Origin of the sequence: Pseudomonas sp. Larv2_ips, assembly GCF_963879675.1 — a bacterium.
Lineage (GTDB): Bacteria > Pseudomonadota > Gammaproteobacteria > Pseudomonadales > Pseudomonadaceae > Aquipseudomonas.
Genome location: NZ_CAWOAW010000014.1, coordinates 1,090,488 through 1,115,216 on the forward strand (window position 1 = coordinate 1,090,488; position 24,729 = coordinate 1,115,216).

The 24,729-nt window shown below is 55.9% G+C and carries 34 protein-coding genes and 5 pseudogenes; 23 read left to right on the forward strand and 16 right to left on the reverse strand.

Annotation, left to right across the window (positions count from 1 at the left end):
* Nucleotides 1–139: 139 nt before the first annotated feature.
* From AACV02_RS11555 to AACV02_RS11575, 5 genes are read right to left on the reverse strand one after another with little or no spacing between them, the layout of a single operon-like run.
* Nucleotides 140–334: a hypothetical protein gene (locus tag AACV02_RS11555; RefSeq protein ID WP_119739668.1), complete on the reverse strand. Its 195-nt coding sequence runs from the start codon at nucleotides 332–334 to the stop codon at nucleotides 140–142.
* Nucleotides 331–522, reverse strand: coding sequence for a hypothetical protein (locus AACV02_RS11560; RefSeq protein ID WP_119739670.1), 192 nt, complete (start codon nucleotides 520–522; stop codon nucleotides 331–333). The genes AACV02_RS11555 and AACV02_RS11560 overlap by 4 nt, the downstream gene beginning before the upstream one ends.
* Nucleotides 519–956, reverse strand: coding sequence for a hypothetical protein (locus AACV02_RS11565; RefSeq protein WP_119739672.1), 438 nt, complete (start codon nucleotides 954–956; stop codon nucleotides 519–521). The genes AACV02_RS11560 and AACV02_RS11565 overlap by 4 nt, the downstream gene beginning before the upstream one ends.
* A gap of 19 nt (nucleotides 957–975) precedes the next feature.
* A complete protein-coding gene (locus tag AACV02_RS11570; protein ID WP_119739674.1) occupies nucleotides 976–1,176 on the reverse strand; it encodes a hypothetical protein in 201 nt (66 codons plus the stop codon).
* 21 nt (nucleotides 1,177–1,197) lie between these two features.
* The gene (locus tag AACV02_RS11575) at nucleotides 1,198–1,785 is read right to left on the reverse strand and encodes a hypothetical protein (RefSeq protein ID WP_119739676.1); all 588 of its coding nucleotides are present in this window, start codon (nucleotides 1,783–1,785) and stop codon (nucleotides 1,198–1,200) included.
* 327 nt (nucleotides 1,786–2,112) lie between these two features.
* On the opposite strand from AACV02_RS11575, the pseudogene AACV02_RS11580 reads away from it, so the two are divergent.
* Nucleotides 2,113–2,388, forward strand: a pseudogene (locus AACV02_RS11580) (energy transducer TonB family protein); the annotation flags it as partial.
* Here the strand turns inward: AACV02_RS11580 and AACV02_RS11585 are convergent.
* The 8 genes and pseudogenes from AACV02_RS11585 to AACV02_RS11620 all read right to left on the reverse strand — a co-directional run bounded on the left by AACV02_RS11585 (nucleotide 2,371) and on the right by AACV02_RS11620 (nucleotide 6,355).
* The gene (locus AACV02_RS11585; protein WP_119740809.1) at nucleotides 2,371–2,568 is read right to left on the reverse strand and encodes a hypothetical protein; all 198 of its coding nucleotides are present in this window, start codon (nucleotides 2,566–2,568) and stop codon (nucleotides 2,371–2,373) included. The pseudogene AACV02_RS11580 and the gene AACV02_RS11585 overlap by 18 nt on opposite strands.
* 62 nt (nucleotides 2,569–2,630) lie before the next feature.
* Nucleotides 2,631–2,885 (reverse strand): hypothetical protein, encoded by a 255-nt coding sequence (locus AACV02_RS11590; protein ID WP_119739678.1) that lies wholly within the window; start codon nucleotides 2,883–2,885, stop codon nucleotides 2,631–2,633.
* 73 nt (nucleotides 2,886–2,958) lie between these two features.
* Nucleotides 2,959–3,288, reverse strand: a complete 330-nt coding sequence (locus tag AACV02_RS11595) for a hypothetical protein (RefSeq protein WP_157986829.1) — start codon at nucleotides 3,286–3,288, stop codon at nucleotides 2,959–2,961.
* A gap of 66 nt (nucleotides 3,289–3,354) precedes the next feature.
* Nucleotides 3,355–3,936: a superinfection immunity protein gene (locus tag AACV02_RS11600; protein ID WP_256680488.1), complete on the reverse strand. Its 582-nt coding sequence runs from the start codon at nucleotides 3,934–3,936 to the stop codon at nucleotides 3,355–3,357.
* A gap of 253 nt (nucleotides 3,937–4,189) precedes the next feature.
* The gene (locus AACV02_RS11605) at nucleotides 4,190–4,507 is read right to left on the reverse strand and encodes a hypothetical protein (protein WP_119739681.1); all 318 of its coding nucleotides are present in this window, start codon (nucleotides 4,505–4,507) and stop codon (nucleotides 4,190–4,192) included.
* On the reverse strand, nucleotides 4,507–4,911 hold the full coding sequence (locus tag AACV02_RS11610) for a hypothetical protein (RefSeq protein WP_157986830.1): 405 nt from the start codon (nucleotides 4,909–4,911) through the stop codon (nucleotides 4,507–4,509). The genes AACV02_RS11605 and AACV02_RS11610 overlap by 1 nt, the downstream gene beginning before the upstream one ends.
* A gap of 403 nt (nucleotides 4,912–5,314) precedes the next feature.
* Nucleotides 5,315–5,553: pseudogene (locus tag AACV02_RS11615) on the reverse strand (hypothetical protein).
* Nucleotides 5,554–5,569: 16 nt separating this feature from the next.
* Nucleotides 5,570–6,355 (reverse strand): XRE family transcriptional regulator, encoded by a 786-nt coding sequence (locus AACV02_RS11620; protein WP_177413692.1) that lies wholly within the window; start codon nucleotides 6,353–6,355, stop codon nucleotides 5,570–5,572.
* Between the two features lie 43 nt (nucleotides 6,356–6,398).
* Between AACV02_RS11620 and AACV02_RS11625 the strand changes: the two genes are divergently transcribed.
* From AACV02_RS11625 to AACV02_RS11670, 10 genes and pseudogenes are all read left to right on the forward strand, one after another.
* Nucleotides 6,399–6,620, forward strand: coding sequence for a transcriptional regulator (locus tag AACV02_RS11625; protein WP_119739688.1), 222 nt, complete (start codon nucleotides 6,399–6,401; stop codon nucleotides 6,618–6,620).
* 54 nt (nucleotides 6,621–6,674) lie between these two features.
* Nucleotides 6,675–7,292, forward strand: a complete 618-nt coding sequence (locus AACV02_RS11630) for a hypothetical protein (RefSeq protein WP_119739690.1) — start codon at nucleotides 6,675–6,677, stop codon at nucleotides 7,290–7,292.
* A 130-nt stretch (nucleotides 7,293–7,422) separates the two neighbouring features.
* Entirely contained in the window at nucleotides 7,423–8,271 is an 849-nt protein-coding gene (locus AACV02_RS11635; protein WP_119739692.1) for a BRO-N domain-containing protein, read from the forward strand.
* 1 nt (nucleotide 8,272) lies between these two features.
* A pseudogene (locus AACV02_RS11640) lies at nucleotides 8,273–8,566 on the forward strand (phage replication protein); the annotation flags it as partial.
* Between the two features lie 96 nt (nucleotides 8,567–8,662).
* Nucleotides 8,663–8,860: an HNH endonuclease gene (locus AACV02_RS11645; RefSeq protein ID WP_256680520.1), complete on the forward strand. Its 198-nt coding sequence runs from the start codon at nucleotides 8,663–8,665 to the stop codon at nucleotides 8,858–8,860.
* Nucleotides 8,857–9,786, forward strand: a complete 930-nt coding sequence (locus tag AACV02_RS11650; RefSeq protein WP_119739694.1) for a helix-turn-helix domain-containing protein — start codon at nucleotides 8,857–8,859, stop codon at nucleotides 9,784–9,786. The genes AACV02_RS11645 and AACV02_RS11650 overlap by 4 nt, the downstream gene beginning before the upstream one ends.
* Complete coding sequence (locus AACV02_RS11655; protein ID WP_119739696.1) at nucleotides 9,773–10,570, forward strand: hypothetical protein; 798 nt, start codon at nucleotides 9,773–9,775, stop codon at nucleotides 10,568–10,570. Before AACV02_RS11650 ends, AACV02_RS11655 begins: the two co-directional genes overlap by 14 nt.
* Nucleotides 10,567–11,037 (forward strand): hypothetical protein, encoded by a 471-nt coding sequence (locus AACV02_RS11660; protein WP_071486906.1) that lies wholly within the window; start codon nucleotides 10,567–10,569, stop codon nucleotides 11,035–11,037. The genes AACV02_RS11655 and AACV02_RS11660 overlap by 4 nt, the downstream gene beginning before the upstream one ends.
* Nucleotides 11,034–11,612: a recombination protein NinG gene (locus AACV02_RS11665; protein WP_119739698.1), complete on the forward strand. Its 579-nt coding sequence runs from the start codon at nucleotides 11,034–11,036 to the stop codon at nucleotides 11,610–11,612. The genes AACV02_RS11660 and AACV02_RS11665 overlap by 4 nt, the downstream gene beginning before the upstream one ends.
* Complete coding sequence (locus AACV02_RS11670) at nucleotides 11,609–12,157, forward strand: hypothetical protein (RefSeq protein WP_119739700.1); 549 nt, start codon at nucleotides 11,609–11,611, stop codon at nucleotides 12,155–12,157. Before AACV02_RS11665 ends, AACV02_RS11670 begins: the two co-directional genes overlap by 4 nt.
* A gap of 98 nt (nucleotides 12,158–12,255) precedes the next feature.
* Here the strand turns inward: AACV02_RS11670 and AACV02_RS11675 are convergent, their stop codons facing one another.
* Complete coding sequence (locus AACV02_RS11675) at nucleotides 12,256–14,064, reverse strand: sensor domain-containing phosphodiesterase (protein WP_119739702.1); 1,809 nt, start codon at nucleotides 14,062–14,064, stop codon at nucleotides 12,256–12,258.
* Between the two features lie 410 nt (nucleotides 14,065–14,474).
* Between AACV02_RS11675 and AACV02_RS11680 the strand changes: the two genes are divergently transcribed.
* The 3 genes from AACV02_RS11680 (at nucleotide 14,475) to AACV02_RS11690 (ending at nucleotide 15,920) form a co-directional block, all read left to right on the forward strand.
* The gene (locus tag AACV02_RS11680) at nucleotides 14,475–14,684 is read left to right on the forward strand and encodes a hypothetical protein (RefSeq protein WP_256680489.1); all 210 of its coding nucleotides are present in this window, start codon (nucleotides 14,475–14,477) and stop codon (nucleotides 14,682–14,684) included.
* Between the two features lie 76 nt (nucleotides 14,685–14,760).
* Nucleotides 14,761–14,919 (forward strand): zinc finger domain-containing protein, encoded by a 159-nt coding sequence (locus tag AACV02_RS11685; protein WP_119739704.1) that lies wholly within the window; start codon nucleotides 14,761–14,763, stop codon nucleotides 14,917–14,919.
* A 38-nt stretch (nucleotides 14,920–14,957) separates the two neighbouring features.
* Nucleotides 14,958–15,920, forward strand: coding sequence for a hypothetical protein (locus tag AACV02_RS11690; RefSeq protein ID WP_119739706.1), 963 nt, complete (start codon nucleotides 14,958–14,960; stop codon nucleotides 15,918–15,920).
* Nucleotides 15,921–16,027: 107 nt separating this feature from the next.
* Here AACV02_RS11690 and AACV02_RS30930 read toward each other — a convergent pair whose 3' ends face one another.
* Nucleotides 16,028–16,243 carry a carbon storage regulator gene (locus AACV02_RS30930; protein WP_106578020.1) on the reverse strand — a complete coding sequence of 72 codons (216 nt, stop codon included), beginning with the start codon at nucleotides 16,241–16,243 and terminating at the stop codon, nucleotides 16,028–16,030.
* Nucleotides 16,244–16,402: 159 nt separating this feature from the next.
* On the opposite strand from AACV02_RS30930, the gene AACV02_RS11695 reads away from it, so the two are divergent.
* Both AACV02_RS11695 and AACV02_RS11700 read left to right on the forward strand, forming a co-directional pair.
* Nucleotides 16,403–16,774, forward strand: coding sequence for a chemotaxis protein (locus AACV02_RS11695; protein WP_025856073.1), 372 nt, complete (start codon nucleotides 16,403–16,405; stop codon nucleotides 16,772–16,774).
* The gene (locus tag AACV02_RS11700) at nucleotides 16,774–17,091 is read left to right on the forward strand and encodes a hypothetical protein (protein ID WP_106578021.1); all 318 of its coding nucleotides are present in this window, start codon (nucleotides 16,774–16,776) and stop codon (nucleotides 17,089–17,091) included. The genes AACV02_RS11695 and AACV02_RS11700 overlap by 1 nt, the downstream gene beginning before the upstream one ends.
* 125 nt (nucleotides 17,092–17,216) lie before the next feature.
* On the opposite strand, the gene AACV02_RS11705 is transcribed toward AACV02_RS11700, so the two are convergent.
* The gene (locus AACV02_RS11705) at nucleotides 17,217–17,465 is read right to left on the reverse strand and encodes a hypothetical protein (RefSeq protein WP_124417350.1); all 249 of its coding nucleotides are present in this window, start codon (nucleotides 17,463–17,465) and stop codon (nucleotides 17,217–17,219) included.
* Between the two features lie 710 nt (nucleotides 17,466–18,175).
* Between AACV02_RS11705 and AACV02_RS11710 the strand changes: the two are divergent.
* The 7 genes and pseudogenes from AACV02_RS11710 to AACV02_RS11740 all read left to right on the forward strand — a co-directional run bounded on the left by AACV02_RS11710 (nucleotide 18,176) and on the right by AACV02_RS11740 (nucleotide 24,719).
* Nucleotides 18,176–18,798: pseudogene (locus tag AACV02_RS11710) on the forward strand (putative metallopeptidase).
* Between the two features lie 31 nt (nucleotides 18,799–18,829).
* Nucleotides 18,830–19,306: a DUF2280 domain-containing protein gene (locus tag AACV02_RS11715; protein WP_119739709.1), complete on the forward strand. Its 477-nt coding sequence runs from the start codon at nucleotides 18,830–18,832 to the stop codon at nucleotides 19,304–19,306.
* The gene (locus tag AACV02_RS11720) at nucleotides 19,281–20,603 is read left to right on the forward strand and encodes a phage terminase large subunit family protein (protein WP_119739711.1); all 1,323 of its coding nucleotides are present in this window, start codon (nucleotides 19,281–19,283) and stop codon (nucleotides 20,601–20,603) included. The genes AACV02_RS11715 and AACV02_RS11720 overlap by 26 nt, the downstream gene beginning before the upstream one ends.
* A complete protein-coding gene (locus AACV02_RS11725; RefSeq protein ID WP_119739713.1) occupies nucleotides 20,600–22,018 on the forward strand; it encodes a DUF4055 domain-containing protein in 1,419 nt (472 codons plus the stop codon). Before AACV02_RS11720 ends, AACV02_RS11725 begins: the two co-directional genes overlap by 4 nt.
* Nucleotides 21,993–23,081: a minor capsid protein gene (locus tag AACV02_RS11730; RefSeq protein ID WP_119739715.1), complete on the forward strand. Its 1,089-nt coding sequence runs from the start codon at nucleotides 21,993–21,995 to the stop codon at nucleotides 23,079–23,081. The genes AACV02_RS11725 and AACV02_RS11730 overlap by 26 nt, the downstream gene beginning before the upstream one ends.
* A 24-nt stretch (nucleotides 23,082–23,105) precedes the next feature.
* Nucleotides 23,106–23,855 (forward strand): hypothetical protein, encoded by a 750-nt coding sequence (locus AACV02_RS11735; protein WP_119739717.1) that lies wholly within the window; start codon nucleotides 23,106–23,108, stop codon nucleotides 23,853–23,855.
* 136 nt (nucleotides 23,856–23,991) lie between these two features.
* Nucleotides 23,992–24,719 (forward strand): annotated as a pseudogene (locus AACV02_RS11740) (hypothetical protein).
* Nucleotides 24,720–24,729 lie beyond the last annotated feature (10 nt).

Genomic DNA, 24,729 nt, shown 5'->3' on the forward strand with positions numbered 1-24,729 from the left:
ATGCTCGCAGCGATTGAAAGTGTTATTTATTGAGTGATTCGGTCAGCGAGGGCGCTGAGCAACACCAGGAAGGTGAAGAGGGCGAGGGCAGGGAAGGAGCCGCGCCAGATGAGTAGACGCCGGTTACGCTGGCGGGTGGTCACGGCCGAACCCTCACCGCAATGCGCCCGCCCTTCATGGTCGCCGCCAGGCGCTTCGGCAAGGTGGCCACTGCACGCTCACGCGGTTGGCCAATCACTTCATTGAAGGGGATGCCGAAGCCCAGCATGATCAGCTTCGACTCAACGTCGTCGAGCTGCTCGTCGATCAGTGATTTAACCGGTGCGGTGGTCATGCAGCCTCCTTGCGCTGCCTGGTGACTTTCAGGAGGCGCTGGCAGTAGTGGTTGAATTCTTCGACGGTGATTGCGTCGCCGGTGAGCATGCTCGTGATCATCCGCGCCACGACGGCTTGGGCGCCTGGTTCACTGCTGGGATGCTCCAGTGCCTCCAGTGCCTCATCGATAAGGATGTGCGGGCTCATAGGTCGGCATCCACATCGTCTTCGCGCTCTTCCCGTTCCGCCGCTACAGCGTCTTCGGCATAGGGTCTCAGCAGCGCCACAGCGATCTTCTCGACCGCCTCAATCGGACGCTGCTGGCCCAGCAAATCGGCAGCGTGGGCGCGGGCATCGCTCTGGCTGCCGAGCATTGCCGACAGCAGCAGTCGGGCAAACGAATCACGCTGGTCCAGGCCGTCGATCTGGCGCTGATTCAGGTGGCCTTGCAGGACAGTGCAGAACCGGTCGAACGTCACAACCTGCGGCTGGCCGTAGCGGCGCTTCCACTTGATGTCGACGCCGCACACCAGGCGCTCCGCCGAATGCTCAAGCCATTCAGTCACCTCATCGCTCTCGCTGACCTCTGGAGGCAACTGGGCGTCGTAACGCTCTTGGCATATCTTCAATGCTGCGTTCATGGTTGCCTCCAGGGTGGTGCTATTCGGTGGGTTGGGCAGCGATCTTGGTCATAGCTCTGGTCAGTGCGCGCGTACCGCTGTTCATCTCCGAGCACCACTTCTCAGCTTGGTCAACAAGCGCCATGTTGCTGATATAGCCGTAAAACACCTCCCAGCGGCCCAGGACAAGTTTCAGTCTTGGCTTGCTGAGTCGGTGCGACCTTCTAAGTTGAGTAGCCATGGCGACCTCCAGTGTTTGGGGTTAGGCGTCTGAGGCAATGTCCGCGAGGATTTGAGCTTTGCGCTTCTCGAAGCGAGTGCTCCAGGTTGGCCTGCCATCTACGCGCCAGATGGTCGCGCCACGCTTGCGGAGCTTCCGGGCCCGTGCCGGAGAAATTTGATTCCCCCATCCCTCGGTGCGGTAAATGGCTTCCCAGTACTCGACGGTCTCGCGCTTGTCGTACTTGTAGTACCGGCTGCTCGGCTTGTTCTCGGAAAGCCAAGCCTCTACCAGCGACCTCGCGACGGTGGTGCCACTGAACACGTAGCAACTTTCCAATGATTCACGGGTGCCAATGCCGGCATGAAGCGTGGGGACACCAGGATCGCCGCCGCAATCCCAGACCTGGCCTTTGCACTCCAGTGTCGAGCCGTCAGCGAGATTGATGGTGAAAGTACGGCCCGCAAACGCATCACGGGTGCCCGGCTCAATCTTCATGAAGTCGAAGAAGCCATCGTGGCTCGAAACAAGAAGATTGCCGGTGCGCTCGTATACACGGCGCGGCATTTCATCCAGCAGCAGGAAGAGCTGACCCTGCTTGGTTTTGATCACATCCAAAATCTTTGGCATTTCGGGAGCTCCATTCGTTGGTTCACCTGTATTCGTCAACACTCATGTCTCCCGCTGGTTGCCGATGGGCGCGGGGGAGGAGTGCTGACGGGTAGAGGCGGGGAAGGGAGGACAGGTCATCCAACTTCGTTGAAGCGGCGCTTTTATTGCTGGGCAGTTGAGTGAACTGATAGGCTAAAAACAGCCATGTGCGAGAATCGCACCGCCAAATAGCGAGACCTTTGTATGTTCAGATTTTTTCTAACCACTATTTTTGCCTTTGTTTTTCTCGGCGTAATCTCTGGTTGCTCTTCCACTGCCGAACAAGAAAAAACACTGAGCGCCGGGCTCGTGGCGCATTTGAATAAATTCAAGAATTACCCGATCGCCTCGCAATTGGCCGGGATTGAAGGGACAAACCAACTGCGCTTTACGATAGATGGCGACGGAAATGTCGTTTCTTATGAGCTGGTACAAAGTTCAGGCAATGTGGACTTGGACGCGGCCACTCTAGAATTAATCCGTCGAGCCCAGCCACTGCCAAAACCACCAGCCGATTTAATGAAAGACGGCCCAATTACGATCACTGCCCCTCTTATCTACTCCCTAGACGGGAATATCTAAGCAGGACTTGCAATCCGCCGCCGTCATTCGATGACCGTCTTCGCATTCAACGACGTGAACGCCGTTGGTGTATCCACGCTCAGCATTGAGCCTGTTTGCCTCCTGGATGCAGGCGGCCAGGCTGTCTTCGGCAAATACCTGCAGCTCGCCGCGCAGAGTGATGTGAATGACTTTGTTCATGGTCATGCTCCGGTTGTTTCCCGATACCCACCGCTCTGGATGGGCATCAGTGAAAAGGCCCGTCATGCTGCGAACAGCTCTTGCTGGTGAGGCTGAGGCGTGCAGCGCTGGAGCCCGGCGCGTATGGCTGATTCCAGCAGTTCGGCGTCTTGCTCAAGCTCAGGGAATTCCCCCGCAAATTCGCTCACCGCGCTGCGCAGCCCGGCTGCCTCACGCTGCAGAGTTGGAATCACGATGCTGATCATGTTGCCGATCGTGCGCAGATCCAGGCTGCACTCCCGGCAAAGCCGGATGTAATCGAGCATGTACTTCGGCATTTCGGTGTCCTCCGTTGATTTCCAATGCCGCCTCATAGAAGCGGCATCAGTAAATCTGTGGCGCCGTGACCCGCTACTGGCGTCGGTCACCGGCTTGAATCAAATGTTCTTCCAGCCGCGGGCCTTTCGGCTTGTTCTCCCGCTGGATAACTGTTCTTGGCGCTTTACGCTGCACGCCCGGGTCAGTTGCCAACCCTCTGAACCGTTTAGGCCGGTTCATCGCTGCCTTTGAATCTGGGCCGGTGGTGATCCGGCAAGGGGTGAAACCAAAGAGCGGCGGGCTGAGGCCCTTCGCAGTGGCTGTGTGTCGCTGCGATGGATTAAATCTACAACCAAAAGTTACAGCATGCAAGCTTTTCGGTTGTAGATTTTTCGATTTAAAGTTGTCGATGAGTTTCGCCATGGTTGTAGGTCCGAATCGCAGGCATGAAAAAGCCCGCACTTGGCGGGCTCTGGTGACTATCGGCTGTCAGTCGGTAATGGGTGGATACTTTCCGCTTACCGAGTCTCTATAGATGATCTCGCTGAACAGCCTTGGGCCGTCGCGCATCGTGACCAGGGCCTGCTTTGCCTCTTCCTTCGTTTCAAATGGACCGGCACCCACTGCCAGGCCAATCATTGGAACAACTGGAAGTCCGGTGCTGGTAATTGCCTCAATGGTTCGCTGCTGTTCTTCTTCGTCACGGCAGGCAGTTGATGCAACCCATCCATTTTTAAGGCGCGGGGCGGCTACTGGCTCAACATCAGCGCCACAGTGCTTGCATTTGATGGCCGCACATTTGATCGTCTCGGCACAGTAAGGGCAGGCGCGATCACCGGATACGACAAGGCCCTGCGCACTTTTTTCTGCTGGTTTTTCTGTGTTTGCTGAGGACGCCCACACCAAGGCTGCAACCCAGCCTAGGAATGTCCACCCTAGGAGCAGGTTCACCAGGAAGATCGAGGTGAAGTTGACGTGCTTGCGACTCGAAGCAACAAACGTCGGCAAGAAATATATAAAAAAGCCAGCCACCAGAAGAACGAAGCCGGCCCAAGCACTCCCGCTATCCATATCGTAAAACCTGATCCGTTGAATGGATTGCGCACTTTACCATTCGTGGCGTACAGCCACCATCAAAGGGGCGGGGCGTGCAGACAACAAAAAGCCCGCACGATGGCGGGCTCTCTATAACACCTGGGGCTGCCAATCCTTCAGCGTTGCCAGTCTGCATTCACGCGGATTGCCAGCTCAATGGTGGCACGACGAAGTGTAGAAACAAGAAGCCCGGCGCTTAGCCGGGCATTTCCAGAAAAAACAGGCTATTTCATCGGGTGCGATTCATTGCCTCGGAAATTTTCTTACTGACAACAAACGGCATTATGACCAGTGCGCACCCGCCAACAAAGAAAGCAGCTGTTACGTCTGGAATCTTGGAAACGTAAGCTGGATAGCCAGAGGTGAATACAAATGCGAAACCGCTTGGCAGAGTCGTGAAAGTGAATGCCTTTGCCACGCATTCAAAGGCGCGCGACGTATCGCATTTATAGCAGCCGAACAGGATCATTCCAGCTAAGAAGCCCACAGCTGAATTTATTGGTTGTAGATTCTTAAAAACAATGTCCGCGGCTTCAAAAACGGTCATCAAGCATTCCTTGCTTTCGCAGAAACATACTTACCTATCGCTAAGCCACAGATGGATGCAGCGATTCCCAAGCCGACTGGAGACGGCACCGCTGACGCAACGCTCCAGCAGACACCGGCCACCGAGCTGAAGAAAAAAGCCGACCCAATCATCACAGGGATATCAATCAAGTCAATGTGAAGCAAGGCTTTAATCATCTTCTTTCGCTCCATAGCTGCGTTGGGTGCTACCCACTCAGTGTACATGCGAAACCGCTCATCAACTGGCGAAAACCTAATTGTATGAGAAACCTCTATGTTTTCAACAGTCATGAAAAAACCATGCGCAAAGGAGACCTTCCCCTGAGTAGGAATTTCAGTTTCCACCAAATCAAAATATCTAGATGACTCCATAACAGCGCTCATGGGTGGTCACTCGACATAGCTTTAAAGGATATCCCCGTGTGGAAAAATCTTGTATCGCCGCAAAAATCGCAGCTAGCGGCGAAAAACCAGACCCCAATTTTAGGTAAATTAGGAACAGGAGTCGCAACCACACCAGCAGTTTCCCCTGTCGGAGATGGTGCAACCTGATATTTACCGGAGGAGCAGAATGAGCACGTCCTCCCAGGCCTCATCCGCTCAAGAAACCCCTCAAAAGCATCTTTGGGCACCTTCAAAGCTTTGTGTTCTGCTGGCTCGTCAGCAACTTGCAACTCATCAGGCAAACTTTCCTCAACTGTATCGACCACTATGATTCCCTTCTTGTGCGAAAAGCTATAAGAAATAAGTTTACTATTACAACATCTCGCCGCATCGAACCATGCGCCTATTCGGACTTGCTCCGGACTATTTGCCCCGCCTTCACCTCATCCGCATACCCAGCCAGCCGATCCTCGTCCGCATGAAACACCGTGCACATCTTCAGCACGGCCTGGGCGTCCGCCTCATTCCCCGCCAGGCTCAGCCGCTCCGCAATCCTCTCAGCTCTACGGCTGACCACTTGAGGTCGGAGGCGACGCCTTGCAGGTCGCGCTTGAGTTCTTGATTTGGCTTGGTCAGGGACATAGCCGGCTCCTTTTGGTTAGCGGGCGTACATACCCCACCAGAAAACGTGCCCCAGGATGCCGATCTGCTCATCCTGCATCTGCTGGAAGCTGTAGTCCTCGTCCGGGTGATCGTCGCGATTGAAGCTTCGCAGCCTGATGCCCGATGGAAGCCTGAACACCTGCTTAACGCGCATCTGGCCGTTGTGATTGATCGCGTAGAGGTCGCCGTCAACGATGTCGCCCAGGCTTGTCTTGCCCAAGTTTATGCCCACGGTCGCACCATCGCGCAAAACCGGGTTCATGCTGTTGCCCCGGACTGTCACGCACTTGGCGTTGCTGAACTGGACGCCGTTTTCGCGAAGGTTCTTTTTGCGGAAGCGCAGGGTCTCGCCTTCGTCTTCTTGAATGACAAAGCGGCCTGACCCTGCGGCCAGTTCGACCTCACGGAGAAACGGTACCTCAACTTCATCATCGTCGAGCGGCGTTTTCTCGTCCCAGCCCGAGATGGGCTTAAGTGGGCTGGCATTTGAATCCGGCGCTGCTCGGACCGCTTCGCTGGGTCCACCATCTATTAAATAGCCCATCGACGTCCCAAGCACCTCGGCCAGGTCGCCCAGCTTGCTATTTCGCGGCGTGGAAACACCTGCCTCCCACTTCTGGACAGCCTGCGGGCTCAGCCCCAAACGGCGGGCCAGTTCCGACTGGCTAAGGCCTGCCGACTCTCTTTTTTGCGCGATGCGCTCACCGATATTTTTCATCGCCGAATCATACAAACAACGGTTGTAGATGTAATTGCGAATTTGAGTTGTAGATAAATACATGCATGGGTTAACCTTAGGTTGTAGCTGTAACTTTGAGGTGCGTATGACGCAGTCAGCAATCCAAAAGGCCGCGAAAGCTGCCGGCGGTCAATCCGCCTTAGCTCGGTCTCTGAAGGTCACGCCACAAGCAGTGCAGAAGATGTGCGCCACCGGGCGCGTTCCTGCTGAGCGAGTGCTGGAGATCGAGAAATTAACTGGGGTTCATCGCTCTGAGCTTCGGCCTGATCTTTACCCACCAAGGGTGAAAAGACCGCAGGCCGCCTAAGCGACATCCCTATCCGCCGTTCCATTGAAGCCAGATTAGAAGAGAGCAGTCCCCATGCAAACGTCCAGTTCCAGACACACCGTACAAACCCGTGATCAGGTGCTGGTCGCCCACGCTGCAAACCAGGTCGCGCGCACCAGCTTGAGCCAGGACGATTTCGCCCAGGCGTTGAGCCGCGAGCTGCATCTGTCCTGCCCAGAGAAGGCCGTCGCCAAAGAGGTGCCGGACTTCGCCGCACTGACCTTGCAGAACGACGTGTCCGACTTTGTGAAGGCGACAGGCCGCTGGCTCAAGCGTGTTCAGCGATGGCTGTCTGGCGATCAGGAAATGCCGTCCTGGCTGGAAGAGTCGTGGGTCAACGCCCTTGAGCCTGAATTTCGAGACCACTGCGTAAACGAGCTGGCAAGCCGCCACGGTCTGACCGGTGCCCGCCAAATGACCAGCGACCAATGCGCGAACAAAAGTTTCGGCGCGCTGATCCGCGCCCTGGGCGATGTGATCGACACCGGCAGCGAAGTGTTCGACGACCAAGTGATGTGCGAACTGGATCTGCCGCACCTACCGGCATTCGCCAAGCAGTGCCGCCAGGTTGAAGCGAAGGCGGGGGAGCTGGGGCGCCGTGCCGAGCAGTTGCTCGCTTCGGTCCAGCGAAATTTGAAATCTGTTTCCTGATTTCCCGCGCATGCGCGGAAATCGGTGCCCATCGGGTTCGCACTATGAATTAAGCGGATCTGAAACCCAGGCACAAAAAAGCCGACGGTCGAGGTCGGCTAATTCGATAACACTTTGTGAGGCCGATTATATGCAAACCCCGCCACATATCAATAGCACTACCAATCTCGCGCCACGTTTTTCGCAATCTGAAAACGTGGCGCGCAATTCCTCAGTGATTCCGTTCGACTTCGACGGCGCCGCAATCCGGGTCATCACCGACAAGCTCGGCGATCCGTGGTTTGTCGCCCGCGATGTCGCTGACGCCCTCGGTTACTCCAAGCCGGAGAATGCTGTGGCCCGCCACTGTAAGGCCGCGACCACTACCCCGAAACAGGGTGGTGGTTTCATGACCATCATTCCTGAGCGCGATCTTTACCGGCTGGTGATGAAGTCCAAGCTGTCGGCCGCCGAGAAGTTTGAAGAGTGGGTGGTGGGCCAGGTCCTGCCGAGCATTCGCAAAAGCGGCACCTTTTCCACACAGGGCCCGAACAACTCCAAGATCGTCGGCGAGCTCGCCATCCTGGAATGCTTTGATCGTCTGCTGAAGCCTGCGAACTCCAGCAAGATGATGATGCTGGCCAAGATCGCCGCCAACAACGGTCTGGACGCCAAATTCCTCCCAGGCTACGCCGTTGATGCCGCCTCTGACGCTGCTGGGGGCTCTTCGATGCCCACCAAGGCAATCACCGCCCTTATCAAAGAGCACGCCATCGCCAGCACCGCCCGCGCCTTCAACCTTGCACTTGAGACCCACGGCTTCCTCAAGGTTCTGCAGCGCAAAAACTCCAAGCAGGAAATGGTCGACTTCTGGTCCGTGACCGAGAAGGGCATGGCCTACGGCAAGAACCTCACCAGCCCTCAATGCCCCCGCGAGACGCAGCCTCACTGGTACGTGGATCGCTTTCTTGAATTGGCCGCTAAGGTCGGGAAGGCCTGAAATGCAATACACCGTCACGATTAACCAGGTGAAGGCGCTGGAGTGGGGGCTGAATTCTCAGCAGGCCCTGCTGTTCGCCTTCGTCTACGGCTGCCCGAGCTGGACCAAGCCAATCAAGACTGATGACGGGATCTTCTTCGCGCTGAGCAAGGCCAAGATCATCGAGGAGCTGCCGCTGCTCACTGATAAGCCGGACACCGCTTACCGCATGCTGAAGGCCCTGGAAGAGGCCGGTTTGATTGAGCTTCGCCCTGAAGCATTCCGACTCACCGAAAAAGGCTGTGAGTGGAACCCGGACCGAACGGGCCACGTCACCGCGCACCAACCGCCGGTCTTCCCGCCCCGGCGCAGGACGAAAAAGAAACCAATCCCTTCTGGCTTGCGTGCTCGCGTGTTCGCCCGCGACGGTCACGCGTGCTTGCGCTGCGGCTGCTCGGTGCTGATGCGCTTGAGGGCTGATCACGTCGTACCTGAAAGCCAAGGTGGAGAGGCTTCTTTGGGCAACCTCCAGACCCTTTGCATGTCCTGCAATAGCTGGAAGGGCGTGCGGACGATTGATTTCCGCGTGTTCGCCGGAGGTGCAGCATGAGCATGGGCCTTATGGTTGCCGCAATGAAGCTTCGCGTCGGTAATCCTCTGCGAAAGCTGGTGCTGATCAAGTTGGCCGACAACGCCAGTGACGTAGGCGAGTGCTGGCCGTCCTATCAGCATATCGCCGACCAGTGTGAGATCAGCAAGCGCTCTGTCATGAATCACATCACAGTCTTGTGTGAGGCGGGACTGTTGCGCAAGGAAATCCGGAAGGGTGGTCCGAAGGGGAATTCGTCGAACGTTTACTTCCTCACCCTCGACGGGGGTGGTGCACCTCCTGCACCAGGGGTAGCGCAGAAGATTCACCCGGGTAGTGCAGCAGGTTCACCCCCTAGTGAATCTCCTGCACCAGGGGGTAGTGCAGCAGCTGCACCCAGAATCAGTAACTCTCTTGAACCAGTCATGGAAACGGTCATTGAACCAATTACACCCCCGGCTCCCGCCGCGGTTGTGCCGGCTCAGTCCCACGGCTTGGTGTTGGTGGTTGATCGCACCGACACCCCACGGGTCGAGATCCCCGCCGACATGCCTGGCCCCAAAGACCAGACCTGCAAAACCTTCAAGGTCTGGGCGAACTACGCCATGGCTTACCGCAAGCGCTACAGCGCCTGGCCTGTGTGGAATGCCAAGGTCGGCGGCCAGCTCGGACAGTTGGTAGACCGTCTCGGCGCCGACGTCGCCCACCACGTCGCTGCCCACTTCCTGAAAACCAGCGATGCCGCTGTGCTGCGCAAGTGCCACAGCCTCAACGAGCTGCTGGCCAACGCCGAGAGCTATCACACCCAGTGGGTGACCGGGCAGCGCATCAACGGCACAACCGCCCGCCAGATGGAACGGACAGAGGCGAACCACTCCGCAGCGGAGCAGGCCGCCCAGATGGTTCTGGCCAAACGCCAAGCAGGTGACCGCAATGAATACCTTTGAAATGAATGACCAGCAGGTTGCCGGGCTGGCCGCCGCCATCTGCGCCACCGCCGAGGCCATGGGCCAGGAAATGAACCCGGGCACTGCCGCGATGATGGCTGAAGACCTCTGCGCGTATCCGGTGCCCGTCGTCAAAGCCGCATTGAAGGCCTGCCGCTTCGAGGTGAAGGGCAAGTTGGCAATGGCTGACATCCTGCAGCGCGTCCAGTCCTCCGATGGCCGTCCCGGAAAGGATGAGGCCTGGGCTATCGCCATGACCACCAACGACGAATTCGAAACCGTGGTGCTGACCGACGAGATCCAACTGGCCCTAGCTGCTGCGAAACCCATCTTGGATGGCGGCGACAAAATCGGTGCGCGCATGGCGTTCATCGACGCCTACCAAAGGTTCGTGGGCCAGGCCCGCGAGGATGCGAAACCGGTCAACTGGCACGTGTCCGTGGGCTTCGACTCCAACCGCCGCATCCAGGCTGTGACCAAGGCAATGGAGCTGAAGAGAATCCCGCGCGAACACGCCCAGAAGTACCTGGCGGACCTGAGCGTCGAGCCGATCACTGAGGACGGTCGCGCCATCGCCGGCTTGCTCACTGGCACCGTCACACGGCCAGAGCCCGAGCTTCGGCAGAAGCTGGAACTGGTGAAAACCTCGATGCTGGAAATGCGCAAGGCCAGTGCCGAACGGAAAACCGAAATGCGGATTGACGCGGCAAATGAGTTGGCGGATCGCAGGGCGATGCTCATCAAGCAAGCTCAGGAACTGGAAGCGAAGAGGGCGGCGCCATGACCGACAAGATCAGCGTGAACTGCCAGGCCAAGCTCTCTGAGGCTATCACCAAGTTGAGCGCCATGTACCGCGACAAGAAGTTCGTGGTGGTCTCCCTGCGCCCGGGCAAGGACCGCACGCTTGACCAAAATCGGTTGTGGTTCGGGATGTACAAGCGCATCGCCGAAATGACCCAGATCGGTGACGCGGCTGACGCCCGGCGTTACTGCAAGCTGCACTTCGGCGTGCAGATCCTGCTGAACGAGGACGCCGGCTTTCAGGCCGAGTGGTACCGGGTCATGCGCCATCTGCCCTACGAAACGAAGCTGGCCATGATGGGCGAGTGCCATTTGTTCGGCCCCGACGGTTTCCCAGTGACCAGCCTGTTCAATCGCGCCCAGGGCATCAATTACACCGACCGCATCGCAGCCTATTTCACAGGCCAAGGTGTGGTTTTCACTGATCTACTCAGCAAGGAGGCTGCATGATCGCCAAGCAACCCAAACCGAAGAAGTGCAAGAACCCGGCATGCGGCATCAGCTTCCCGCCGCAGCGCCTGGGCCAGGCCGTATGCAGCCCGAAGTGTGGCCTGGCCATCAAGGACGTGAACCAGGCCAAAGCGCGTAAGTCGCTGGCCGATATCGGCCGTAAGGAGCTGCGGGCGGCGAAGGTGAAGATCAAGACGCGCGCCCAGCACATGAAGGAAGCCCAAACAGCTTTCAACGCGTGGATTCGCGAACGGGACGTCGGTCTGCCGTGTGTGAGCTGCGGGCGGCACCACAACGGCCAATGGCACGCAGGGCACTACCGCACAGTCGGTGGCAACCCAGAGCTTCGCTTCGAGCCGCTGAACGTGTGGCGCCAGTGCGCGTCGTGCAACAACCACAAGTCGGGCGACATCGTGAATTACCGGCTGGAGCTGGTGAGGCGCATCGGCGCCGACAAAGTGGATTGGCTGGAAGCGCCTCATGAGCCCCAGCGCTACACCATCGAGCAGTTGCAGGCCATCAAGGCCGAATACCGGGCAAAGACCAGAGAGCTGAAAAAAGGGGAAGCCGCATGACCTATCGCAACGTTGTTTCAGCAGTAGTTCGAGCCCTCGCGGCCGAGACTATCAGCTCCGCCGGCGGTTGCGACTTCCAGCCGAAGGTGCAGTGCGCCAAGCAGAAAGGGGAGATCGTCGGCAAGGAAGCGGCGTTTCTCCAGGACTGCTGGGTGTTCGGCCGGCTGCACAAGGCGCTCACCCCGGCGCATTGGCGCGCACTCGTGGCGAAGTACTCGACGCACCAGGAGCGAAAACACGGCGCTATTTTGGAGTTGCTCAGCTCGGTAAAGACGCCGGCGCCGAAGCGCTTCCGTGAATGTGCAGTCCTGACCTGGGCTATTCCACAGGTGGCCGGTGCCGAAGGCAAGCGTTCCGCCACGGTGCTCCCTGCGGCCTGGTATGACATTGCCAATTGGGACAATGACGGCAAGCCAGAGTCAACTCGGTATCGTTGGCGTTCATCCATACGAAATTCTTTGGATGGCCTGGTGAATGAGGCGCTGATGGCCGCTCAAGAGATTCTTGACGCCGAGGGGCTAATGGAGAACGTCATGGCATCATAATTTGCTGCGGCAATGAACTGGACAGATGACCTGTACGACATCAGCTTTGAGATGGGCGGGAGGTGGTAAAAGGCTTCCCCCCGACAGGTTTTGATGGACTACAAGAGCTCGGTGCCTGGCGTTCTAGTCCTATCACATGCCGCGCTGAAACCACCTTGCTCCAGCCATTTTTCTAATGGTTCCGCTTTCAGGGGTTTTGTTATCAGGTATCCCTGAGCCTCTGAACACCCCCAGAGCGTGATTAGGTCCAGAATGCTTTGGGTTTCGACGCCCTCTGCTACGACTCTATAGCCTAATCCTCTAGCAAGCTCGATGAGTGTCTTAACTAGCCGTTTATCTTTTTCGTTCGTGTTGAGGTTGCTGATTAGTGACTGGTCTAATTTAACCGTACTCACAGGCAGTTGCCTTAGATATGTCCAGTTGCTGTAGCCAGTACCGAAGTCGTCCACGGAAACTTCAATGCCTAACGCACGGGCGCGCTCAAGCTGCTCAATAACTGTCTTCGGATCTGACATGAGCATGCTTTCCGTAAATTCAAGTTCTAGATTTTTCGACTGAAGGGCGCCGTTGTTTATATACTCTGTAATTTTATTTACGAACTTAGAATTCTCAAGATCACTGACAGTGACATTCATGGAGATTCGTAATTCAATACCTTTGTTGAACCACTCCTTAGCTTGGTTAACTACGGCCTCAAGTACCCAGAAGGTAATTAAATGCATCAACGCAGTTTTCTCTGCAAGTGGTATAAACTCTGCGGGGCTGATAGGCCCGAGTGTAGGGTGATCCCACCTGATCAATGCCTCAACATTTTCACATGCTAGAGTAGGTAATGTGACTTTTGGATGGAAAACTAAGCTCAGCTGATCATCAGATCGAACTGCATCAGACAGGGAGCTCAGTAAGGCAAACGCTCGCTGCTGAGCTGCGTCCAACTCAGGTTGATACATCGCCCAGCCCAAGTTTCGAACCCTGGCGTCATCAGCTGCCCCTACCACTAACCGTAGCCAGTCCCTCTCTTTTGCATCGGCGATTTTCAATACTCCAATACCTGTCTGCATGAGTATTGGGATTCCTTGACAATCAACCGGTTCGTCAAAATTTGAAAGAATCTCATGGCAGAGACCTTCCACCGGCTGGCCACCTTCTAAAAGAAACCCAAAACGCGTTGGACTGATTTTGTACAAGAGAGAATTCTTAGGTAATAAGGACTGAAGTCTACCCTTGACGTTGAGCATTAAATTTTGAGAAAAGCTGTAACCGAGCGCTTTTACTACGTCATTCAAAAATTTTGGAGATATTACGTCCACAGCAAATAGATCGTGCTGAATGCCACTAGAGCTTGCTAGTCGAATATCTTCTTCCAGTCTAAGTCGGTTGAAAAGTCCGGTAGGCTGATCAATAAAATTACGGGAACGTAAACCCATAATCCGCAAGACGACGAGCTGAGCGAAATAAACGAGCATTGCTGCATCTCGTTTGCTCATTGCTTCTCGAGGTGAAGTATCTATTATGCATAGGCTACCCAGAGAGAAACCATCACTCGTGAGAAGTGGTGCGCTAGCGTAATAGCGAATGAAGGGCGCGCCGGTGACCATGGGGTTATCTTTGAATCGCTCATCATCCTGCGCATCCAAAACCTCTAACGCCTTCCTGTCGCGTAGAGAGTGTGCGCAGAACGAAACGTCCCGAGGTGTAGTTTGCTGGTCGATCCCGATCCGCGCTCTGAACCATTGGCGGTGCTTTTCCACGATAGAAATCAAGGCGATGGGTGCATTGAAGTATTCTGAAGTCATTGAAATCATTTTTTCGAAGACTTCGTCGTCTTGTTCATTTTGCGGGCAGAGGGCCTCAACGCGTTTTAAGCGTTCTGCTTCGTACTCAGGGAAGTGGGTATTTACGTCCATGACTAACCTCGTGTATCACGACCAAGTGGCTAAACGGTATCAGATCCCCTGCAGACCTACGACTCCATTTACCTATCGCTCCAATAGGTTAGACCCGGTCACACGTGTGGCGCGTGCCCCGGGTACGACTGTTTTGCCGTTCGAACGGGTGTTGGCAGAAATTTGGAGAGCCCTGGATAGATTTTAATCGGCGGAGCTATAAGCAAAATTCTGTCACCCAAAAATGTTGCATTGAGTGAGAAAATGAGAGAGTATTTATCCATCCTATCGATCTTGCGCGTTAGGGGGTTACACTTCAGAGCCCGGCTTATATGTCGGGCTTTTTATTGCGCTCAGTTTGTGCAAGGTCGAAAATAGAGCTTCCGACTATAAACTGGGAGAGCGTCATGGTTTTGCGTGGCATGGCATAAATGCATGTCGACGACTTGGCGGAACGGTTCAAGAAGTTGGTTGTAGGGCAGGCTGGCAACGCGGATATTCAGTTTGCGTGGGTTGTTTTTTATCAGGGCCGAATGTTCGGGGCTTATTCAACGGCTGAGCTTGCGCTGAAGAAAATAACGGACATTGAGCACTGCATCAGCATCGACGAGGCCCCAGTCCCTCAAACTTCAAGCGACTAAAATTTTTATGAAGCCCCGCCTAGAGCGGGGTTTTCTATTGCCGACGGAACGGCGATTCAGCAAAAGGAATTTGCAGATGTTGAAAGAATTCAGATGCGGTGACTGCAAAAGACTTCTCGCCCGAATGGGTGGGTTTACAGAGCTCCAGATCAAATGTTCCCGATGTGGGACGCTGAATCATGTGAAGGCCGCGAGCCTCGAGCAATCGCCCATGAGCGCCATACGCCCAATATAGAGGCCTGAACTTAAATCAGCTCAGTAACGGAGTTTAAAATGGAAAACGCAAACTCAGCGTCTCAAACCTTGCAAGATCTTTGGACTCAAGTACAACCGGTGGATAACACCGGCATGCTTAGGCGCGTGGTTTTTGCGCAAGGCAAGTTTTATGCGGTTGGTGGCAACGGTCTTACCACAACCACTCAGGTTGTCAGCGGAGGCGCAACTGGTACAGCGTGGACCAAGCTTAAGGGCGCCGTCACTTCTGACAGCGGAAAGGTCCTCAACGAGCTGTACTGGAACGGTATTGGGGTAGCGCTTCAAGCCCTTTCTCAATCCGGCAATCTGATCAACGGCGACGCGGCACGCCCTGAAAGGGTTTGGACAGACCTTACGGCAACTGTTCGTGCGTCCGGAGACTTGCAAGGCATTGTGTTTTATCAGCCAATTTCCGGCAACAACTACACCTGGATACTGGTCGGGTCTAGCGGTAAAGTTTTTTCCCGTTATGGCGATTGGTCAGGCCAGGTGGAGCGTACTACGACCTTCACTTCTAGCGAGACTGTGTACTGCGTCAACGTCATTGGCAGTTTTGTGTTGGTTGCGGGATCGAATGGGAAGCTGCTTAGCGCTGTGAAGATTGCGACGGATAACCCGCAAACATTCACGCCCAGAACCAGCACCTTCGGCACTAGCACCATCCTTTCCATGAAGCTTTGCAACGGGAAAATGTTTATCGTAGGTGCGGATGGCAAGATGGCATATTCATCCGATGGGCTTAGCTGGACTGCTGTTGAAGATACCAGTTTCGGTGGAACCATCATCCGCGACATTGCTTACGGTAATGGCAAGTATGTAGCTGTCGGCGACGGCGGCAAGACAGCCGTTTCCGAGGATGGGATCGGCTGGGTTCAGCAAGCCAACACTTTCGCAGGAACCGATATCCGGAGCGTCGCCTACGGCAACGGCAAGTTTATAGCTGTTGGTGCAGGCGGCAAGATTGCTTACTGTACTCCATGATCTTCTATCTTCCTGCGTAATAGAGCCCAGCCGTCGCGCTGGGCTTTTTCATTTTCGGCCCTGCCACCCCTCGCTCTGAGCAGGGAGTGCAGCTTGCTAACCCCGTTTCAAGCAAGTTCTACTGCGCCGTTCGGACGCTTGGGTATTTCATCGTCGTGAATACCACTCTCCGCTTTGATTGATATGCGTTCGGGTGCGCTGAGGGCTAAATACACCGTATCTTCAACGACCTTAGCCACGTTGATTTGGATTTCGTCGCCTATACGCAAGCGCTTATTGGGAGTTCTAGTAATGACTAACAAAAGGCGATCCTCTCTGCTCAATTACTCATTTCGACGTCAATATTCCCTATCCGAAGTAAAATTGATGTAGGAATTATCTGATTTTTTGTGTGGAAATATCTTTTTGTCTCCGCTTCTGAATGATGCGGAACATGCAATTATTGAATCCCAGAATGGGAATAAATGCGGTTTGGAGTGAAGATGGACCCTACTGACCTAGGCCCAGGCACAGCTACCTGGCTGGGCGGTAGTGCCACCGTGGTACTGGGCGGCCTGCTATGGCTGCGCCGGTTTCTTTCTAAGGATGCGACTGACCGAGCAATGGACAGCGCCGATATCGGCACACTGAAGCGACTAAACGAGTTGCTGAACCAGGAGCGCGCCGCTCGCAAAGAAGCCGAGGCCCGCGCCGATCAATTCGCGAAGGAGCGGAATGACCTGGCAGCTGCCGTTGGGCGCATGGAAGGTAAGATCGAGGCGCTCACCAGCCAGGTAGCTCAACTCACTGACCGCGTGACGCAGCAGAGCGATGAGATCACCCGCCTTCGCACCAAGCTGGGAGGAATCGCCTAATGGACAGATGCGCATTGGAATTTATCGCACGCCGCTGGTGGCGCCGGGCCGAAGTTTGGACCATTGCTGTAGTGCTGGTGGGTGGTGGGGCAGTACTGGGTTACCAAGCCGCATACTGGTCGCTCGCTGATAAGCAGAGCAGCCAAGTGACCGACATGCGAAAAGCCTACGACACCGCCATGACTGAGCGCGACAAGCGCCTAGAACAGCTGAGCCGCCAAACCGGTACCGCCGCCGACCAAGCCACGAAGGCTGCGACGACTGCTGCCAAAGCTGCCGACAAAGCGGACGAAGTCCTAAACCGAGCACCCCAGTGATGGCGTACTGCGGGTGCACTGCTTACTGAGTTAAGCAGATTAGGTTGCTGGACGCCTGAGCAGGCTAGATGAACGCTCAGATCGTCATAAGCAAGAGTAAGTGAGTGCGACATCGCTCTATACGTTTATCGCTTGACGAGGTGCAGCGCGTGCTTCCCTTTTCGAGCAGGACTATGCATTGCTCCATCGAGGACGCTCAGCCGGCGAACTTGCGCTTGAAGAGCAATCATTGCACCTTTGAGGTGCTCAATTTGGTCTATGAAAGATGGATCTTGAGCAAGTGGAGTGCCTTTGATCATTGCGAGGGTACTTGCCAGCTGCCTGTAATTATTTGCGGCATGGGCAAGCTCTCGTTCAATTTCTTCTTTATTCACTAGCGCTCCAAATTTTTTATTTGCACCTAAATATAGGTCGGCACTGGCGCTCAGAAAGTTTAATTGGTGTGACGAGCGGCTAACGGTACGCCGTACCCCACGCGCCACATTTTTCGAATGCGCCCAAACGTGGCGCGAGGCTTTGCAACTGAGCAACCTCATCCGACTGCTTCACAGTACGCCAGTGATCCCGGATATCAATTCTGCGGTAAGCGCTATCGACAAGGCTATTGCCGATGCCCCGGCAGCGTTGTCTACCAGCGTTGCTAAAGGCTTGATCATTGGATTGCTCCATGGTCACCATGCAGGCCTATGAGATGGTATCTCAATGGATACCATTGCCCACTAAAACGGCCTGATCGATTGTGACTTTGAAGTAGCCAGCGGTGAATCAACACCGATACTGCTCGCTATCGTCTGTTAATAAATGAGATTTGAGCTTCCACTTTCGCCCGAATGGCGCTGGATTTCCCTTGGAAGTGAATGGTTCCCTTTGGATAGATGTTGATTACCATGCCATCAGGAAATACAAACTGTAGGGCTCCGACCGCATTGACCGCAGACCGACTGGCATCAGGGTATGCATTTTCAATATGCTTAACGAGTCTTCGGGGGTCATGGCATGACATCACCATTTGCTGCTCCTTAGCTATGCGAGTCACATATTTGCAGGTATTAGCTAATTATTTCAAGTTTGGAAAGGTGTGATTTTGAGTTGGCCGAGACCCCCTCCCTCAGCGCTTCATCTGGCCGATCTGCCAGACTTCCTAATTCGCCTAACACCAGCGCCGCAGGTATGGGACTGGCTACAAGCCGAGATACTTGCCGACACCGGCAGCCTTTACAACGAAGACCATGCCCATTTGCTGGATGCAGATATCCGTGTCATGTGGGCGTCGTCGAGCTTCGAGAAACAGGGACTCACAGTTCTTGGCCAGGCCGAACAGGTGCGTTCCGCGCCGGCGGTTGGCAGAAAGCCCGGATGGAGCAACAGATGCGTGATTGGTTTGGCGAAGTGCCGGCTTTCATCATCACCCTGGCGGCTGACTACTGCGCCCAGTGTAGCGATCTTGAGTTCTGCGCACTGATAGAACACGAGCTTCATCACTTGGCTCACGCGACCGACAAGTACGGTCAACCAGCATTTACCCAAGACGGCGCACCGAAGATCAAGCTGCAGGGCCACGACGTTGAAGAGTTCGTCGGAGTCGTTCGCCGCTATGGTGCGAGCCCTGACGTTCAAGCATTGGTGGATGCTGCAAATAGTCCTGCCGAGGTGGGGAAATTGAACATATCGAGGGCCTGCGGAACCTGTCTGCTCAGATCGGCCTGATTCTTGACAGGCTCTAGACGGATGAGAATTTATGGCAGCCCTGAAAAATGAGGTGAAGAGCTTCATCGTTCAGGCGCTGGCGTGCTTTGACACCCCATCCCAGGTGGTGGAAGCCGTCAAGAACGAATACGGGGTTGTGGTGAGCCGCCAGCAGGTGGAAACGCACGACCCAACCAAGTCCGCAGGTAAGGGTCTGGCGGTGAAGTGGGTGACACTTTTCCACGACACCAGGAAGCGGTTCCGAGAAGAGACCGCAGAGATCCCGATTGCCAACCGCGCCTTCCGGCTACGTGGCCTGGGGCGAATGGCTGAGAAGGCCGAGAACATGCGCAACCTGGCGCTGACCGCTCAGTTGTACGAGCAAGCCGCCAAAGAGGTAGGCGACGTCTACGTGAATCGCCGCCTCGAACCTGAAAAGCCACTTGGCTCCCATGCGGACCAGCAGCACGCCGTTGCTGAGTACACCCTGGAGCCTGATGAGAATGTCCCGACTTCCCCGCACCTTTGATCCTCCGGTCAAGCTGACCCCCAAGCAGGCGAACATTTACTGCTGGGGATTTCAGCCTGAGGCTCGATTCCGCGATGCGGTGTGTGGTCGCCGGTTCGGCAAGACGTTCTTGGGCAAGGCCGAGATGCGCCGCGCCGCACGTCTGGCTGCTGAGTGGGGCGTGAGCGTTGAGGATGAGATCTGGTACGGCGCGCCGACCTTCAAGCAGGCCAAGCGCGTGTTCTGGCGTCGGCTGAAGCAGGCTATCCCCGAAGCATGGCGTGCACACCGCCCGAATGAGACTGAATGCTCAATCACACTCAAGTCCGGCCACGTCATGCGCGTGGTGGGACTCGACAACTACGACAACCTGCGTGGCTCCGGTCTGTTCTTCGTCCTGGTGGATGAATGGGCGGACTGCCCATGGGCCGCGTGGGAAGAGGTACTGAGGCCGATGCTTTCGACCTGCCAGTACACGATTCCGGATGTCGGGGTGCGAAAGGGCGGCCACGCGCTGCGTATTGGCACGCCGAAGGGCTTCAACCACTGTTACGACACGTATCTGGATGGCAAGCCAGGTGGCGAGCCGGATCACAAGAGCTGGCAGTACACGTCATTGCAGGGCGGTAACGTCCCCCCTGAAGAGTTGGAAGCGGCTCGCCGGAAGATGGACCCGCGTACCTTCCGGCAGGAGTACGAAGCTGGCTTCGAGAACTACGCGGGCGTCGTCTACTACACATTCAATCGCGATGAGTGCCGAACCAGCGAGCGAATCAAGCCAGGCGAAGCGCTGCACATCGGTATGGACTTCAACGTCATGAAAATGGCCGCTGTCGTCTACGTCGTGCGTAACGATCTGCCGATGGCCCTGGATGAGTTTCACGGTGTTCGGGACACGCCGGAGATGATCGAGAAGATCCAGGCACGTTTTCCTGGGCACTCGGTGGCGGTCTATCCCGACGCCAGTGGGCAGAACACCAGCAGCAAAAACGCGAGCGAGTCCGACTTGTCGCTGTTGAAGAAAGCAAAATTCACGGTGATCGTCGACTCCACAAACCCAGGCGTGAAGGACCGCGTGAACTCGGTAAACGCGATGTTCCTGAATGCCTACGGCGAGCGACGACTGAAGGTCAACATCGACCAGTGCCCTCAGCTCACCTTGTGCCTGGAGCGACAGACCTACACCGACAAGGGCGAGCCGGACAAAGATCCGAAAAAGGGTCACGACCATATGAACGACGCCGCCGGCTACTTCATCGCCAAGCGCTATCCGATCAAAGCGATCGTCACTTCTATCAAAATGGGATACGCCCGATGAGCAACGACGTCTCCTTCAAGCGGGCGGAATACACGGCAGTGCTGGACCGCTGGGCAACCGTTCGCGACGTCTGCGCGGGCCAGCACCGGGTTGTCGATCGGCTGCCGTACATCAACTCGCACGACAAGTCGCCGGAGAACGAAGATCGGAACCGGGCTTACCGCGAGCGGGCGGTGTTCAAGAACGCCACCGGGCACACCCGAAACGGGCTGCTGGGTTTGGCTTTCCACAAAGATCCCACGCTCACGGTGCCGAAGAAGCTGGAATACCTGCAAGACAACGCCAACGGCTCCGGAGTGAGCATCTATCAACACTCCCAGGGCACGCTTGAAAAGGTGCTTGAAGCTGGTCGCCACGGTCTGTACGTCGACTATCACCAGGACGACGGAATCGGCGGGCATTCGGTGATCCTGTCTTACTGCGCTGAAGACATAATCAACTGGCGCACGGGCATGGTGAACGGTCACAGCGTGCTAACGCTGGTGGTGCTGCGCGAGTCTCCGGAGATTCCTGATGGCTTCGGTTACAAGACAGCCGAGCAGTACCGGGAACTGGCGCTTGAGGATGACGGTTTCGTTTGTCGTGTTTGGCGCCGGTCCGGTCCGAAAGGTGGCGGGCCACTGGCAGTCATTGACGAGTTCAAGCCAGAAGGCGTAACCGGTCGCCTCAGGGAGATTCCGTTCACCTTCGTCGGGGCGCAGAACAACGACCCAAGCATCGACGAGTCACCGCTGTACGACATCGCGATGATCAACCTGGGCCATTACCGGAGCAGCGCTGACTACGAAGACAGTGTGTTCTGGTGCGGCCAGGCCCAGCCGTGGATCAGTGGTTTGGATGAGCAATGGCGCGACTGGATGGAGAAAAACGGCGTTTACGTCGGCTCCAGGGCGCCAATGATGCTGCCGGCCGGCGGCCAGTTCGGTTACGCGCAGCCATTGCCGAACACTTTGGTCAAGGAGGCCATGGCCGACAAGAACCAGATGATGATAAAGCTCGGGGCGCGGATGGTTGTAGCTTCTCTTTCGTCCAAGACGGCGACCGAGGCCCGCGGCGATCAATCGGCGTCCACTTCGGTGCTGGCTGGCTGCGTGGCGAACGTCAGCGAGGCATACACACGGGCAATCATGTGGTCCTGCGCCTACATGGGTATCGCTGACAAGAAGGTCGCCTATCAGGTGAATCAGGAGTTCGTCGAGCTGACGGCTGATCCGCAAATGATCACGGCCTTGGTTGGCTTGTGGCAGAACGGCGGGTTCGCCAAGGCCGACCTGCGGGCCTACCTGCGCAAGCTGGGTCTGATCGCGCCAGAGCGTACAGACCTGCAGATCGACGGTGAACTGGAAGAGCAGGGCGACGGCCTGGGCTTGGACGACGAGGACAAACCAAATGGCGGTAAATCCGGCAGTACTTGATGCCACGATCCGGCACGCGGTCTTCCTCGAAAAGCTTAAGGTAGGGGAGGTCGGCAAATTTGCTCCTTTCCTTAAGGAGATTGATCGTTCGATCCGTGACCGACTAACCCAGTCAGATCTGACCAAGTACAACGTCAAGCGCCTGGAAGCGTTACTGAAGGAGGTCGACAGCCTGTTGCTGGGTATCTTCGACCGATACAGCGCGCAGTTGAACCTCGACCTGGTAGACATCGCCAACTACGAGGCGGAGTTCGAAGCGACCAGTTTGGCCAAGTCTGCACCAGTGGGCGTGTCACTCGATGTGGTGGCGCCCACGGCTGCGGCAATCCGAACCGCAGTGCTGACGAACCCACTGAGCGTGCGCGGCACCGGTGGCGGGAAGCTGCTGAAGGCCTTCATCAAGGACTGGACCGGCGCAGAGCGTGAGCACGTCACCGGCACGATCCGGCAGGGTTTCTTCGAAGGGCAGACGAACTTCCAGATCATCCGTAACATTCGCGGCACCAAGGCGGCAGGGTACAAAGATGGCATCCTGGCCACCACCAACCGCAATGCCAGCACGGTCGTGCACACCGCTATTCAGCATGTGTCGTCCCAGGCGCGCATGGAGGTCGCGAAGGCCAACACGGATATCGTGCAAGAGATCCAGATGGTGGCCACGCTGGACAGCAAGACCAGCCAGTTGTGCCGCTCTATGGACAAACGCAAGTTTCCGGTGGATTCCGGCCCAAGGCCGCCGTTCCACCCGAACTGCCGCACTACGTTTATTCTGTTGACCAAGCTTAGCGAGATGTTCGCGAAGGGCCCTACGCGGGCCTCGGTGGGGGCTGACGGTGGCAAGCAGGTCAGTGCTGACCTCGATTACTACCATTGGCTGCAGCAGCAGCCAGCAGCGTTCCAGGACGTTGCCATCGGCCCCGTCCGGGGCAAGCTGTTCAGGGAGGGCGGCTTGACCGTGGAGCGTTTCGCCGAGCTGCAGCTTGATCGCAACTTCGCTCCGCTGACTCTGGTGCAGATGAAAGGTCTTGAACCACTGGCTTTTGAGCGCGCAGGGTTGCTATAACGCCTTCAATAAAATGGAGGTGGCATGAAGTATTTTGTTTTGTTCGGCTTGCTCGTGGCTTGCGCGGTAAGCTGTCTTTTAGGCCTGACGCTGGGTATAAACCTGAATCCTAGCTCGACTACAAGGTATGTGCTCAACTGGGGAAGCCTAGGTGATTGGGTTGCTGGGCTAGGTGCATTCTTTGCAGTTGGCGTCGCACTATGGCAGTCATTTAATCAATCCCAAAAGGAGCGAATCAGGACTCTCGTCATTGATAAAAGTGAGCCGCGTTCGTGGACGCTACGAATTGTCTCTGAGGGGCTAATACCTGTGACCGTTTTGGGCGCTGAAATCCACTTGAAGGAGTTCAGGTACAAACTCCCGTTCTCTGCTGTCCAGCGGTTGCATGTGCAGTTTCCTCAGCGGCTTGAGCGAGGCGATGTGCAGCAACTGATTGAGGTGGATGATGAAAACTTTGCAAAATTTGCAGAGGCATTGGTAGCACCATTGGCTGCCTCCCTCAGTCAGAGCGGAATTCGCCCTCGGGATATGAGCTATGGACTCAACGAAGAGTATTTCACAGCCTTAGAATCCTATAGAAACGCGAAAGCGAAACTGGTGATTAGGTTGGCGCATGACGACATCAGTCATGATCTGGCTGCGAGTCTTGTTGACGATTTCTTCTCGACAGTTATTGCTAAACACAGAGCGTTGGCGGAGAAGGAAGCCATGAAAAAAAGACAAGAGGATCAAGCGTTCTTTGATGACTTGCGGCAAAGAGTGACCGGAGATTAATTTTTTCTGTGTCTTTTAAGCCCATACCTTAACTTCGAGCATTTTGATTCTGCGTCACTATTTACAAATAGACCGCCTTCGGGCGGTTTTTTATTGCCTGTAAAGCGGGCGAAACATACCCAAGGGGTGCATCAACGTGGCAGAAGAAAACGAAATCGACCTGGAAAATCCGGCAATCAAGGCCGCTATCGCGACTGCCGTTGAAGCATCCGTTTCTGGCCTCAAAACCAAGAACACCGAGTTGTTGGGCAAGCTCAAAGACACCACCGGCAAGCTCACCCAGTTCGAAACCCAGTTCGAAGGCATCGACATCGATGCCGTTAGAGGTTTGCTCAGTCGTGCTGGCCAGGACGAAGAAACCAAGCTGCTGACCGAGGGCAAGGTGGACGAAGTCTTCAACCGCCGGACCGAACGTCTGCGTGGTGACTACGACAAGCAGCTGAAGACCATCAGCGAGCGCGCCGAGAAGGCTGAGTCCTTCGCTGCCAAGTTTCAGGGCAAAGTCCTGGGTGATTCGGTACGCGGCGCGGCACTGAAAGCCGGCGCACTGCCGGAAGCAACCGACGACATCATCCTGCGCGCCAAGGGCGTGTTTACCCTGAACGAAGATGGCGATGCGGTCGCCGTTGATGAGTCCGGCCAGGTCATCCTCGGCAAAGACGGCAAGACCCCCTGACTCCGCTTGAATGGGCGGAATCTCTGCGCGAAAGCGCACCTCATCTGTGGCCAAGGGCTTCAGGGACATTTGCCCCGGGCGGGGGTGGCGGCAAGGCTGCATTCAAGCGCTCCGAAATGACCTCCGAGCAGAAGCGCGATTTTCAGCGCAAGCACGGCCAAACCGCATATCTCGCATTGCCCAAGTAAGGGGATTGAC